The 13,406-nt window shown below is 71.7% G+C and carries 12 protein-coding genes; 5 read left to right on the top strand and 7 right to left on the bottom strand.

Features of this window, described 5'->3' with window-relative positions; genetic code table 11:
* Window positions 1–36: 36 nt before the first annotated feature.
* From ACWDZ4_RS31840 to ACWDZ4_RS31825, 4 genes are all read right to left on the bottom strand, one after another.
* On the bottom strand, window positions 37–2,040 hold the full coding sequence (locus ACWDZ4_RS31840; RefSeq protein ID WP_451511857.1) for an N-acetylmuramoyl-L-alanine amidase: 2,004 nt from the start codon (window positions 2,038–2,040) through the stop codon (window positions 37–39).
* A 219-nt stretch (window positions 2,041–2,259) separates the two neighbouring features.
* On the bottom strand, window positions 2,260–2,532 hold the full coding sequence (locus ACWDZ4_RS31835) for a DUF1232 domain-containing protein (RefSeq protein WP_451511856.1): 273 nt from the start codon (window positions 2,530–2,532) through the stop codon (window positions 2,260–2,262).
* A gap of 64 nt (window positions 2,533–2,596) precedes the next feature.
* The gene (locus ACWDZ4_RS31830) at window positions 2,597–3,619 is read right to left on the bottom strand and encodes a glutathione S-transferase family protein (protein WP_451511855.1); all 1,023 of its coding nucleotides are present in this window, start codon (window positions 3,617–3,619) and stop codon (window positions 2,597–2,599) included.
* A 693-nt stretch (window positions 3,620–4,312) separates the two neighbouring features.
* Complete coding sequence (locus ACWDZ4_RS31825; RefSeq protein WP_451511854.1) at window positions 4,313–5,461, bottom strand: aminoglycoside phosphotransferase family protein; 1,149 nt, start codon at window positions 5,459–5,461, stop codon at window positions 4,313–4,315.
* 233 nt (window positions 5,462–5,694) lie between these two features.
* Between ACWDZ4_RS31825 and ACWDZ4_RS31820 the strand changes: the two genes are divergently transcribed.
* Window positions 5,695–7,182 carry a DNA-binding protein NsdB gene (locus ACWDZ4_RS31820; protein ID WP_451511853.1) on the top strand — a complete coding sequence of 496 codons (1,488 nt, stop codon included), beginning with the start codon at window positions 5,695–5,697 and terminating at the stop codon, window positions 7,180–7,182.
* A 26-nt stretch (window positions 7,183–7,208) separates the two neighbouring features.
* Here ACWDZ4_RS31820 and ACWDZ4_RS31815 read toward each other — a convergent pair whose 3' ends face one another.
* The gene (locus ACWDZ4_RS31815) at window positions 7,209–8,630 is read right to left on the bottom strand and encodes a PP2C family protein-serine/threonine phosphatase (protein ID WP_451511852.1); all 1,422 of its coding nucleotides are present in this window, start codon (window positions 8,628–8,630) and stop codon (window positions 7,209–7,211) included.
* Between the two features lie 220 nt (window positions 8,631–8,850).
* Between ACWDZ4_RS31815 and ACWDZ4_RS31810 the strand changes: the two genes are divergently transcribed.
* A complete protein-coding gene (locus ACWDZ4_RS31810) occupies window positions 8,851–9,348 on the top strand; it encodes a peptidylprolyl isomerase (protein ID WP_451511851.1) in 498 nt (165 codons plus the stop codon).
* 160 nt (window positions 9,349–9,508) lie between these two features.
* Window positions 9,509–9,709, top strand: a complete 201-nt coding sequence (locus tag ACWDZ4_RS31805; protein ID WP_450264401.1) for a hypothetical protein — start codon at window positions 9,509–9,511, stop codon at window positions 9,707–9,709.
* Between the two features lie 82 nt (window positions 9,710–9,791).
* Here the strand turns inward: ACWDZ4_RS31805 and ACWDZ4_RS31800 are convergent, their stop codons facing one another.
* Both ACWDZ4_RS31800 and ACWDZ4_RS31795 read right to left on the bottom strand, forming a co-directional pair.
* On the bottom strand, window positions 9,792–10,883 hold the full coding sequence (locus ACWDZ4_RS31800; RefSeq protein ID WP_451511850.1) for a glutamate--cysteine ligase 2: 1,092 nt from the start codon (window positions 10,881–10,883) through the stop codon (window positions 9,792–9,794).
* Between the two features lie 158 nt (window positions 10,884–11,041).
* A complete protein-coding gene (locus ACWDZ4_RS31795) occupies window positions 11,042–11,473 on the bottom strand; it encodes a hypothetical protein (protein WP_451511849.1) in 432 nt (143 codons plus the stop codon).
* Window positions 11,474–11,610: 137 nt separating this feature from the next.
* On the opposite strand from ACWDZ4_RS31795, the gene ACWDZ4_RS31790 reads away from it, so the two are divergent.
* Both ACWDZ4_RS31790 and ACWDZ4_RS31785 read left to right on the top strand, forming a co-directional pair.
* A complete protein-coding gene (locus tag ACWDZ4_RS31790) occupies window positions 11,611–12,435 on the top strand; it encodes an MmyB family transcriptional regulator (RefSeq protein ID WP_451511848.1) in 825 nt (274 codons plus the stop codon).
* A 564-nt stretch (window positions 12,436–12,999) separates the two neighbouring features.
* The gene (locus ACWDZ4_RS31785) at window positions 13,000–13,275 is read left to right on the top strand and encodes an isoamylase early set domain-containing protein (protein WP_451511847.1); all 276 of its coding nucleotides are present in this window, start codon (window positions 13,000–13,002) and stop codon (window positions 13,273–13,275) included.
* The last annotated feature ends 131 nt before the right edge of the window (window positions 13,276–13,406 follow it).

Genomic DNA, 13,406 nt, shown 5'->3' with positions numbered 1-13,406 from the left:
TGCGGCCGATGGCGCCCCGTCGTCTTCCGCGACCCGCTACGGCCGGAGTACGCGCACGTCGGAGGCTTTCACATAGGCGACCCGGTGGCCGAACTGGATCTCGTAGTACGCCTCCTTGCCACGGATCACCCGGTGTCCGGCGGTATCGAACGCCGGAGCGAAGAAGTACTCGCCCGGGGCACGGCCGCCGACCACATAACGCTGTCCGGCGAGCAGCTTGTACGGCAGTGGTGAAACGGCCTGCACCGGCACGGACGTTCCGGCGTACGCCGCCGCCTCCGGGTAGGCCCGCCCGTACACCGGTACTTCGGCGGCCCCGTCCTCCGGCGTCAGCAGCAGGCCGCGCGCGTTCACCGCGGTCGGCTGGGTGCGCGGATTGTGGAACCACGCCTTCTGCCCCAGGTACCAGATCGCGGTCCACTCGCCCCTGCGCTCCGCGACGGCGTACTGCTGCCCCGTCGAGGCACGCGCGCCGGTGTCGTTGACGCCGTTCGTCGAGTCCTGGCCACCGGGGCGCAGACCGACGTCCTTCACCAGCGGTGCGTCCTGGGCGGGCGCGGTGTGCAGCCGGACGGCGCCCGAGCCGTGCGGGGCGCACGGCTGCCCGGCCTTCACGCAGCCCGTGTAGAGGGGCTGGTGCTTCGCGTACCGGGGCCGGACGGTGACGACACCGCTGCCGGGGCCCGCCGACGGGGTGAAGGGCTTGCCGAGCAGCTCGAAGTAGTGCGCCCAGTCCCAGTACGGGCCCGGGTCGGTGTGCATCCCGCGGATGGTGGCGGTGGTCGTTCCCGGGACGTTGTCGTGGCCCAGGACGTGCTGCCGGTCGAGCGGGATGCCGTACCGCTTCGCCAGGTACTTCACCAGCCGCGCCGACGTGCGGTACATCGCCTCCGTGTACCAGGCGTCCGGCGAGGTCAGGAACCCCTCGTGCTCCAGGCCCACGGACTTGGAGTTGATGTACCAGTTGCCCGCGTGCCAGGCCACGTCCTTGAGCGGCACGTGCTGGGCGATGTGCCCGTCCGACGAGCGCAGCGAGTACTGCCAGGACACGTACTCCGGGTTCTGGACCAGCTTCAGCGTCGTGTCCCAGGTGGCCTCGGTGTCGTGGACGACGATGTAGTCGATGCCCTGGCCCGCGGGGCGGTCGCCCTTGTCGTGGTTGCCGTAGTCGCCGTCCCCGAACTCCTTGTACGGGGCCGGGATCCACTCGCACGCCACCGTCTTCGGACACTCGGTGCGTCCCGTGCCGGCGGTCCGCAGCCCGAGGCCCGCGGCCCGCGTACGGTGGGGCACGAGCCCGGGGGAGCCGGGCAGCGAGACCTGCTGGCCGCTGTCGGTCGTACGCCGCTCACCCGTCCGGATCACGTCGTACACGTCATCGGCGTACGTCGTCGCGGTCGCGGTGTCGTCGGCTCCGGAGAAGCGGGCGACCGCGCCGTACCAGTCGGCCGGGTCGGCGCTGAGCGGCTGCCCGAGCTGCTTCTGTGCGGCGGCCAGGAGCGCCGCCCCGCCCCGGACGTTCGCCGAGGGGCTCTGCCGCAGCTCCGCGGCCGGCAGCCCGGTCAGCGCGGCGGCCCGCTCCAGGGTCTTCAGCCGGGCCGGGAGTCCGGACACCTCCGGCACCCCGGCCTCACCGCCGGTCCGCGCGGGGCGGGCGTCGTCACCGCGCGGGTCCTCCCCGGAGTCCGTGTGGTGCGGTGCCTCTTCGAGCGCGGCCCCGGCGTCGGTGAGGTGCATCGGGCCGTAGCCGCCGGTCACGCTCGGCGCGCCGCCGTGCGCGTCCCAGCGGGACTGCAGATACGCCACCCCGAGCAGCACGCTCTGCGGCACCCGGTACTGCGCGGCGGCCGCCGCGAAGTCGCGCTGCAGCGCAGCGGACGCGGGCTGGGCGGACCACGCGGACCGTGCGGGCTGCTCCGCGGTGGCGGAAGGCCCGGCCGAGAGCAGTGGCAGCACCAGCGCGGCGGACACCACGAAACCCCCCGCCTGCCAGGCACGTCTGCGCGCGTTCGTGGATCGTGGCGTGACGGATCCTTGCAATGCAGCCTCCAGGGACGGGTGGTACACGAAGGGCCTGCGGGCCGGGACGCGATGACAAGGGGTATCGGCTCCCGGACGATCCGTCAATGAGGCTCGGCCGCGGGGACTTCGCACGTCAGCGCGGGTGTGACGGAGCGTTTCGCCACGGCGGTACGCGGGCCTGCGACGCGTCAGTGGTGTGAACCAATGGCTGCCCCGGGGAGCGGAGTTGCCGTCGGATCAGTTCGGGCCGCGATCGGCGCGCAGTGACTTCAGGGCGAGCAGCAGTACGCCGATGTCATCGAGATACACCGGGTCGGGCATCAGATCCGTCGGCAGGACGAGGTAGGCGACAGCGGCCCAGAAGGCCCAGGGGCGCCCCTCCGGCAGCCCCGCCCGCCGCAGGCTCCGGCGGGCGCGCACCAGCCGTACGAGCACGGCGACCGCCACGGCGAGCGTCGCCACCGCCAGCGCCACGGCGACGACGAGCAGCGTCCATGCCTCTGTGCTCATGGGACCTCCCGGACGGCTCGCGCTCGCACGCGCTCTCCCCTCGTCTGCCCGGCCGCAGGGAGGTTCAGTCGCCGGACGTCACCCGCTCAGCCGCCGGCGCCGGCCCCGGCGGCGTACCGTCGCCGAACGGGCGGCCGCCCAGCTCCGCGCGGTGATGCGGTGTCACCCAGCCGGAGAGACCGGGCCCCAGTGGCACGATTCCGGTCGGATTGATGCCGGTGTGCACCTGGTAGTAATGGCGCTTGATGTGGTCGAAGTCGACGGTGTCCCCGAAGCCGGGCGTCTGGTAGAGATCACGCGCGTACGCCCACAGCACGGGATGCTCGGTCAGCTTCCACTGGTTGCACTTGAAGTGGCCGTGGTAGACCGCGTCGAAGCGCACCAGCGTGGTGAAGAGCCGGATGTCCGCCTCCGTGATGGTGTCCCCGACCAGATAGCGGTGGTCCGCGAGCCGCCGCGCCACCAGGTCCAGCCGCCGGAACACACCCCGGCACGCGTCCTCGTACTCACTCTGCCGGGTCGCGAAGCCCGCCCGGTACACCCCGTTGTTGACGTCGCGGTAGACGCCTTCCATCACCTCGTCGATCTCCGCGCGCAGCGCCTCCGGATACAGATCGGGTGCGCCGGACCGGTGCAGCGCCTTCCACTCGGTGGCGAAGTCCAGTGTGATCCGCTGGTAGTCGTTGGTGACCAGCTTGCCGCTGGGCACGTCCACGATCGCCGGGACGCTCACTCCGTCGGGGTAGCCCGGCTCCCGCGCCTCGTAGGCCTCGCTGAGGTACCGGATGCCGAGTACCGGGTCGCGGCCCCCGGGGTCGAGGGTGAACCGCCAGCTGCGATCGTCCTGGACCGGATCCGCGACGGCGAGGGACACGGCACCCTCCAGGCCGAGCAGCCGTCGTGAGACCAGCGCGCGGCTCGCCCACGGACAGGCGCGGCTCACCACGAGCCGGTAGCGGCCGGCCTCGACGGGCCAGCCGTCCTTGCCGCCGGCCGTGACGCGGTCCGCGAAGTGGCTCTTCGCCCGCTTGAAGGACTTCTTCCCGTACGCGGCGTTGCCGTCCGTGTCGTCGTGGGTGCGGCTCATCGTGACTTCCCTTCCCGGCGGGGGCCGGTGCCGGACGGCGTTCTGCTCGTACCGACGGAGAGCCTTCCCCGTCGTCGCCCCCGAGACCGCACCGTCCGGCGCGCAGGCGGGTGAACCGCTTCTGCCGCCGGCACCTGAGGTTGCAGGAGGCGCCCTCCTGAAACCTCAGGGGCCGCCCGTGCCGGCGCCCGGTCCGCCTCCGCGGGTGACAGCGCGTGCCCGATCGCGAGGACCCCGGCGCCGGCCGCCGCCGCGTTCTCGCCTGTACGGCTCGACTCGATCCGCAGCACGTGCGTCGCCGACGGACGCGACCGCCGGTACACCGCCTCCCGTACGCCCGCGAGCAGCTGGCCGTGCTCGGCGGCCGGCGCCCCGCCGAGCACCACCGGGTCCTCCCGCGCGGCGAGCGTCGCCCGGCCGATGTCCATCAGCGCCACTCGGCGGTGCGAAGCCCCGAGGTCCACCCCGGTACCGGACACCGGTGGCCGGGACACCTGTCGGTCCACCCCGGCCGTCCCGGTCGAGGCCCTCGCGGGCACCCGCAAGCTCTGTCCCGTCTCCACGTCACCGCAGAACAACTCGTTCGACGTGGACACCGTCGGGTTCCGGAGTCCCTGGGCTCCACGGCACATGACAGAGCACCGGCCCACCCGGATGATCGTCACCGGGTGGGCCGGTGCTTCCCCCTCCCCCTCAGCGGGTGCCGACGGCCGCGCGCACGGCCCGCCGGGCCATCGCGCAGTCGTCGTGCAGCCGCCGCAGCAGCAACCGCTGCTCCTCACCGGTCGACATCCCGCCCGCCGGGGCCTGCCCCGTCGCCCCGGTCACCGCAGGCGCCTCCCGCATGGTGCGCTGGACAGCGGTCTCGTACGTACGGATCTCCCGCGTCAGTACGAGCATCAGGTTCACCAGGAACGCGTCCCGCGCCGCGGTGCCCGACGCCTGCGCCAGCTTGCTGATTTCACGTCGCGCCGCAGGAGCGTCGCCCAGCACCGCCCACAGCGTCGCCAGGTCGTACCCCGGCAGGTACCAGCCCGCGTGCTCCCAGTCGACCAGGACGGGCCCGGCCGGTGACAGCAGGATGTTGGAGAGCAGCGCGTCACCGTGACAGAACTGCCGCCTGCTCTGCCGCCCCCCGGTCGCCTGGGCGAAGCCGTGCAGAAGCTTCTGCAGATCGTCGAGGTCCCGGTCGGTGAGCAGACCCAGCGCGTGGTACCGGGAGATCCGCGAGGAGTAGTCGAGCGGCGTCTCGAAGACGTCGGCCGGCGGCTGCCAGTCGTTGACCCGCTTGACCGCGCCGAGGACGGCCCGCAGATCGGCGCGCGGCGGTGCCTCGGTCGGATGCCGGGTGAGAGCGGCGACCCGGCCCGGCATCCGCTCGATCACCAGGGCGCAGTGGTCGGGGTCCGCCGCGATCAGCCGCGGCGCCCGCACCGGTGGACGGTGCCGGACGAAGGTGCGATAAGAAGCTATTTCGTGACGGAACCTCTCCGTCCAGGCGGGGGAGTGGTCCAGTAAACACTTCGCGACCGCGGTGGTGCGGCCCGTGGTGCCGACGAGGAGTACGGACCGCCCGCTGCGGCGCAGTACCTGCACCGGGTTGAACTCCGGGCAGATCCGGTGCACCGAGGTGATGGCCATCCTCAGTTGCGCTCCCTGGGGGCCGGACAGGTCGAGTCTCCCGCTGGGCGGCGGGGAGCCCAGCCCTGCCGCTCGCCGGGTCCGGCCGGCGCCCAGCGGCGCTGCGCCGGCGTGATGGGGGTCGAGATACGGTCCGCTGCCCGTCGCCACGGGACGGTACGGCCGAGGCGGGGCGGACACGGAGGACGATGCTGTGTACATGGGCGATACAGATCCCTTCGCGCGCCGACGAGTTACGTGCGCCGCCCGTCCCGGCAACCGGTCAACACCCTGGGGAATGCCGCTCGGTTGCCGGAGCGGGGTGGCGCTTTCTTACCTGACACCCGCCTGCGGGTGGCACACCATGTGGCGGACCCTGGCGAACCCTGGCGAATATTCCCACCGCATCTGACACGGGGTTACTGTCGAATCAGCCGAGACCCTGGGGGCTTGATGTGACCGGAGAACCCAACACCCGCCTGGCAGACCTGTTCGGCCTCGCCGGCTGGTCCAAGGGCGAACTCGCGAGACTGGTGAACCGGCAGGCGGCGGCCATGGGCCATGCGCAGCTGGCGACCGACACCTCGCGCGTACGACGCTGGATCGACATGGGGGAAGCCCCACGTGATCCCGTGCCCAAAGTGCTGGCAGCTCTGTTCACCGAGCGACTCGGCCGTGTCGTGACCATCGAGGACCTCGGGTTCGACCGGCACGGGCGCACGGGAAAACGGCGGGACGTCAGGAGCGCAGAGAATCCCGACGGCCTTCCGTGGGCGCCCGAACGGACGGCGGCGGTCCTCACCGAATTCACGGGAATGGACCTCATGCTCAACCGACGCGGCTTGGTGGGCGCGGGCGCCGCGCTCGCCGCAGGCTCCGCACTCAGCAGCGCCATGCACGACTGGCTCCACACCGACCCCGCTCCGACGGACGGCGCTCCACGCGCCGACGATTCCCTGCACGCCGACCCCGCCGGGTACGACCGCTACGAGGCCGCCCCCATCGGGTCGCAGGAGATCGAAGAACTCGAGCGTTCCGTCGAAGTGTTCCGTGCCTGGGACGCCGCCCGCGGCGGCGGCCTCCAGCGCAAGGCGGTGGTGGGCCAGCTCAACGAAGTGGGCGGCATGCTCGCCTACCATCACCCCGACCACCTCCAGCGCCGGCTGTGGGGCGTCGCCGCCAACCTGGCGGTCCTCGCCGGCTGGATGTCGCACGACGTCGGCCTCGAACCCACCGCCCAGAAGTACTTCGTCATCGCCGCCCATGCGGCCCGCGAGGGCGGCGACCGCCCCCGCGCGGGCGAGGCCCTCTCCCGGGCCGCCCGCCAGATGGTGCACCTCGGAAAGCCCGACGACGCCCTGGACCTGATGAAGCTGGCCAAGTCCGGATCCGGCGGCGAGATGCTGCCCCGTACCCGCGCCATGCTGCACACCATCGAGGCATGGGCACAGGCGTCCCTGGGCCGCGGTCAGGCCATGCGGCGCACTTTGGGGGAGGCGGAGGAACTGTTCGTGTCGGACAAGGGAGATGTCCCGCCGCCGAGCTGGATGCAGATGTTCGACGAGGCCGACCTGCACGGGATGCAGGCGCTGGCCTTCCGTACGCTCGCGGAGCACGAGCCCGCGGCGGCGGTCGCGGCGCAGCGCCACGCCAAGCAGGCGCTCGATCTCCGGGCGGGCGGCAGGCAGCGGTCGAAGATCTTCGACTACCTCTCCCTGGCCTCCGCGTGCTTCATCGCGGACGACCCGGAACAGGCCGACCGGTACGCACGCCTCGCGCTGATGTCGATGGGGGAGACCTCCTCGCACCGCACCTGGGACCGGCTGCGGCAGATGTACCGGCTCACCGGCCAGTACGCGGACTACCCGAAGATCGAAGATCTGCGCGAGGAGATTCAGCTGGTACTGCCCGCCAAGAAGACGAACAGGAGCACCAGCGTCTAGAACCGGCGTCCCGCAACCACTCCGTTCTACGCCGCGACCCGGGCGATCAGCACGCACGCGTCGTTCTCACGCTCCGCCTCGCCGAACTCCGCCACGACCAGCCGCACGCACTCCTGCGCGCTACGGGCCTCGGTGAAGCGCGGCGCGAGGTCCAGCAGCCTGGACGGACCGGCACCGTCGGTGGGGCTGCGGCGCGAGATGCCGTCGGTGTGCAGAACCAGCAGGTCGCCGGGGCGCAGCTGAACCTCGACCTGTTCGTACGCGGCGCCGGACGTCGCTCCGAGCAGCACCCCTTCAGGCGGCGTCAACGGGCGCCCCGTCCCGTCGCGGAACAGCAGCGGGGCGGGGTGGCCCGCCTGCGCCCAGGTCAGAAGCCGGGTGACCGGGTCGTAGCGGCAGCACATCACGCTGCCCAGCGCGGGCTGGGTCGAGGCTTCCAGCAGCTGGTTGAGGTGTCCCATCAGAGCACCGGGCTCGATGCCGGCCACGGCCATCCCGCGCACCGCTCCGAGCAGCATGGCCATCCCGGAGGTGGCGGCCACCCCGTGGCCGGCCAGGTCGCCCACGGTCAGCAGTGTCTGCCCGCCGGGCAGCTCCAGCGCGTCGTGCCAGTTCCCGCCGATCAGTGCGCTCGACGCGGACGGCAGGTAATGGGCGGCGAGGTCGAGCGCGGCGGGACCGCCGTGCGGGAGCCGCAGGGGGCCGCGCCACGGCGGCAGTACGGTCTGCTGCAGCTCGACCGCGATCCGGTGCTCGGTCTGCGCGATGTGCTGTTGGCGCCGCAGTGAGTCACGGGTTTCGCTCACCGCGCGCCGGCTGCGGCGCACCTCGCTGACGTCCCGCAGCACGGCCCACATCGAGGCGGTGCAGCCGTCGGCGTCGAGCACCGGCTCACCCATCATGTGCAGGGTCCGTACGGTGCGGTCGGCGCGCACGATACGGAACTCGCCGTCGATCGGCTTCCCGTCGACCAGGCAGTCCGTCACCATCGAGGCGAGGAACCCCTGGTCCTCGGGGAGGAGCACGGACGGCAGTTCGTCCAGCGACAGCGGGCCGTCCCCGGGCGTACGGCCGAAGATCTCGTACAGCTCGTCGGACCAGTCCACCTCGTCGGTGAGGAGGTTCCACTCCGCGCTGCCGGCCCGGCTGAGTAACGACGTGCCCGGCGCGACGGGGGGAACGTCGGCGGGCACCTCCTCGGGCTCGGGGGGCAGACCGGCCTTGAGCTGCCCCAAGTGGGCGCCCAGGTCGTCGAGTTGGTGAACCGCCAGATCGCACAGGGCCCGCTGCCAGCGCCCGTGCGGATCCTCGTCCTCCACCACGACCGCGTCCCGGCGCACCGCGGCCACGTCGCCGCGCAGCCGACGGGTCTGCGAAATCAGCGCGTCGACGGAGCCCCGCGGGGGAGGCTGTGGCGCAGGGGAGTCCGCGAACGGATGGGACGGCATGTCGTACTCCGATACAGGCGCGGCCGGGCCAGCTCTGGTGGATGGACCGCCTACGACTCTGGCACAGCCGGGAAAAGCCCGTAAGGGATTCGGCAACACTCGATACGGTGGTGCTTCTGGCATATGCCATGGGCCTCGGTGGGGGCGCCCGGAGCGACGCCCACCCGCTTGCCGGGATGCCGGATGCACGGGAGGCCGCCCGGGATGTCAGGATAGAACCATGACGATCAAGGCTTACTTCGACATCAGCATCAACGACCAGCCCGAGGGGCGGATCACCTTCAACCTGTTCGACGACGTGGTTCCCGAGACGGCGGAGAACTTCCGCGCGCTGGCCACCGGCGAAAAGGGCTTCGGTTACGCCGGTTCTTCCTTCCACCGCATCATCCCCGGCTTCATGCTCCAGGGCGGCGACTTCACCCGGGGCGACGGCACCGGCGGCAAGAGCATCTACGGCGAGAAGTTCGCCGACGAGAACTTCAAGCTCACGCACAACAAGCCGGGCCTGCTGTCCATGGCCAATGCCGGCCCGAACACCAACGGCTCCCAGTTCTTCATCACCACCGTGGTGACGTCGTGGCTGGACGGCAAGCACGTCGTGTTCGGCGAGGTCGCCGACCAGGCGAGCATGGACCTCGTCAAGAAGATCGAGGGCTACGGCACGTCCAACGGCAACCCGAAGGCCAAGATCACCATCACTGAGTCCGGCGTTCTCTGATCCTTTCGGCTCCCTGAGCCCGTGACCGCGAAAGCGCCGGCCGACGTCACCCGTCGGCCGGCGCTTCCCACATCCGGCCCTGGTGGATGTGTCGTCTCTTTCTGCCTGGGAACGCGCAGGGTGGAAGCAGGTACGTCTCGATCGGAGAGCAGGGATCGGAATGTCGAACCCGCAACAGCCTGAACAGCGGCGCAGCGACAAGGGAGGCGCCACCCCGCAGGACAGCGCGGAGCTCAAGGCCGGCCAGCCCGGTTCGGCGGGGAGCCACGGAAGCAAGCACGCCCACGGGACCGACAAGGGAAACAAGGGCGGCGGAGAGGGCGGCGGCACGCCTCCGGACCAGCAGCCCGACCACCCGTGACGCGTCCCCGTCCGTCAACTCCGTGAGTCCGTGACCGCGGCCCGAGAGGGCGCGCACGCGCGCAGGCGCCAGGACCCGCGGCCTACCCGCGGGTCCTGCGCACGCACTCGGTGACCACGGACCGCAGGTCACCGCTGCGGTGCAGCAGATCGCGCTGGACGCGCGCCCCGTTTCCCCCCTTCAGCAGCGTCGCGAGGCCTTCCTGGACGGGAAGCACGTCCCCGCTGTCCTCCAGGGCGTCCCGGACATGTTCGAACAGCGCCCGCACCACCGCTTCGGCCGGTGCGGGACGCATGGTGACGGGGTGGATCAGCTCCTCCTCCAGCCCCGACCGTCCGGCTCGCCACGCGGCCAGCCGCAACAGGCCCACCCCGTGCCGCGCGGGCGGTTCGCCGGCCTGCCACTGCCGGGCCGCCGTCTCCACCAGGGCGCGGGCCAGCGTGGCCAGGAGCACCGTCGTGGAGGGGTCGAGGCACACGTCGGCCACCCGGATCTCCACGGTGGGGTAACGGTGCGAGAGCCGGGCGTCGAAGTAGATCATCCCCTGGTCCCGCAGCGCGCCGGTGCCGACCATGGCATCGATCTGCTCGTGGTACCGGTCGGCGCTGCCGAAGATCTCCACCGGTCCGGCAGAGGGCCACCGGCCCCACACCCTGCTGCGATAACTGCTGTACTTGCTGTCCTTGCCCTGCCAGAAGGGGGAGTTCGCACTCAGCGCGAGCAGGACGGACAGCCACGGCCGGATCCGGTCCAGGACGGCGACGCCCTCCTCGTCGGAGTCCACCGACACATGGACATGGCAACCGCACGTCAGCTGTTCCTGTGTGGTCAGTCCGAACTGTTCCTCCAGCCACTGGTAGCGCTCACCGCTTCCGATGGCCGGGCTGACCGGCAGCGGCGACGTGGCCAGGGCCACGACGGCCGCGCCCAGGCCTTCGGCGTGGCGCGCGGCCTCCGCCCGCCAGCGGACGATCTCCTCCGCGAGATCCCCCATGCCGGTCTGCGGCCGGGTGCCGAACTCCAGTTGCTGGCGGTGCAGCTCGGCCTCGAAGATCTCGGCCTCCTTGCCGCCCTCCCGGGACACCGAGGCCAGTACCGCCGCGGACAACGCCTGCGGCTCGCCGGTCCGCGAGTCCACCAGGAGGAGCTCCTCCTCCACTCCGACACTACGCACGTCGTCTGCCTCTCTGCGGCCGGCCGGATGGGAGCCGGGGCGCAATGCTGTGGATCTGCTGATGCACCGCACCACGGCTCACGTCATGACGGGAACAGACGGGCCACGATGCGGCTTCTCTGCCCCTGCCCTCCATCGGATGCTTGATGCAGACGATCTCACCGCCTTCCCCGCGAGTGGCGCAGGCCGGTGAACTCGAGTGCGGCGAAGACCGCGACCACCACCGATCCGACGGTCATGAAGACGGTTCCCGGGCCGGTGAGCGGCGCCACGTCCGTGAACGCGAAAAGGAGGAGCGCCGGGCAGGACACCGCGTTGACCGAGGCGGCGGCCGCGGCGGGGCGTGCGGGGACCCGCGGACGGCGGGCGAGGAGAGCGAGCACGGCGGCCCCGCCCAGCATGGCGGCCCCGAACGGGACGGACCACGCGACAGGCAGGCCGAGCGGGCCGCTGAGCCACTCGGCGCCGGCCAGCATGACGACGCCGAAGACCGCGGTGCTCCAGCTGTCGACGCGCAGGGTGGTACGCAGCAGGTCCGGTGCGGCGCTGCCGGCCGGGCGGCGCGAGGCTGTCGTGGTCGGAACGGGCATACGGGCTCCCCGGTCGCGGTGGGCGGCGGGGCCCGGCCGGGCCCCGCCGGGGAAGACCGTGGCATCACGGGGTTCCCGGACTCAATGACCTCCCGGGTCATGGCCGCCGTGACCTGTGGGTGGATACCCTCCGGGCCATGGATGCGGAACAGTTGTCCCGGGTGGGCGCCCTGCTGCGGGAGTGGCGCCGGCGCCGCAGGCTCAGTCAGCTCGACCTCGCCCTCCTGGCGGACACCTCTGCGCGTCACCTGTCCTGCGTGGAGACCGGCCGGGCGCGCCCGAGCCGGGCGATGGTGCTCCGGTTGTCCGCTGCCCTGGACGTCCCGTTGCGCGAGCGCAACACCTTGCTGCTGGCCGCCGACTACGCACCGGCATACCGGGAGAGCAGTCTCGACGACGAGAGCATGGCCTCCGTCCGTTCCGCGCTCGACACGATGCTGACGGCGCACGAGCCGTATCCCGCCGTCGTCGTCGACCGCTGCTGGAACGTGCTGGCCGGCAACCGGTCCATGTCCGTACTCATGGACGGCGTACCGGCGCATCTGCTCGGCCCGCGGCCGAACGTGTTCCGCCTGGCGCTGCACCCCGACGGCCTGGCCTCGCGACTGGTCAACCTCACCGAGGTCCGGGCCCTCTTCCTGGAACGGCTGCTGCGCCAGGTCAACGCCACCGGGGACGCGGAACTGCGCGCGCTGTACGACGAGGTGAGCCAGTACCCCGTACGCGCGGACGAGGGGACGGCCGGGCCCGGCAACCCGGCCGCGCGGCCGGGTCCGGTGCAGGTACCGCTGAGAGTCCGCACCCCGATGGGCGAGCTGTCGATGTTCAGCACCATGGCGACGTTCGGAGCCCCGGCCGATGTGACGCTGTCGGAGCTGGCGATCGAGTTGTTCTACCCCCTCGACGAGTTCACCGCTCAGGTACTCCGCGCGGCGGGTCCGGTCGCGACCGCTCTCCCGTGACTTCCCCGACGGACTCGTGGCGTCGGCTGGAGCGACGGCGCCGTACGCGCCGCAGCGGTCACCGCCCTGGCCCTGCGCGGCCCGCTGCCCCTGGCCGGCGGGCCGCTGGCGGGGACGGTCCACCTCCTCGGAGTCGCCGCGGCCCGGACGTACAGGCCCGGGCGTACGACTTCGGGCTCAAGACGACCGCGCTGTCCTGACTGCCGTACGCGGTGGGGTGCGCGGCGCTTCCCGCCTTCGTCGCGCTGGGGCCGGAGGGGCGGCCCTGGCCGGCCTGGTGGACCGTCGCCCCCGCGGCGCTGCTCGGGGTCGGCGTACACCTGGCGAACGTACTCCCGGACATCGGTGACGATCTGGCCACCGGGGTGCGCGGCCCTGGTCATGGCGGTCGGCCCCGCCCTGCCGGGCGGCCGCCGGCCGACCCCGGCGGACTTCCTTGTCGGAGCCGAGGGTGAATGTCCGAGCCCATACGGGCGACGGGCGGCGCCGTCGGCTCAACAAGAGGTGCCGGAAGGCCGACGCGGTGGGGATCCTGAGTCACTCCCCCCGAGGAAAGGTTCAACGATGCTGGAGCGCAGCCGACGTAAGAAGCACACAGAGATCACCTTCGTCATCCCGGCGGGCCAGGCCTGCGGGCAGGTCAGCGTGGTCGGTGACTTCAACGACTGGCAGCCGGGAGCCCACCTCCTCACGGAACGGGCGGACGGCACTCGCTCCGTCACCGTCACCCTCCCCAGGGAACAGCGTTACGGCTTCCGCTACCTCGCCCACGGCGACTACTGGTTCAACGACGGCCACGCCGACGACCAGGACGGTCACAACAGCATCGTCCACACCTGACGGCACGCCGTGGCATGAGCCGGGGACGGGGGAGGAGGGGGGTGTCTCTATGTCCTTCGTCAAGGATGTGGTGACGGTTTTGAGGCTGTCTGGGGTGGTTATGCGGCGAGGGTGACGGTGGGGGTTCTGGA

It is taken from the genome of Streptomyces sp. NPDC003016 (assembly GCF_053591455.1).
Note: the sequence above shows the minus strand (reverse complement) of the source record. Positions and strands in the feature narration are given on the sequence as shown.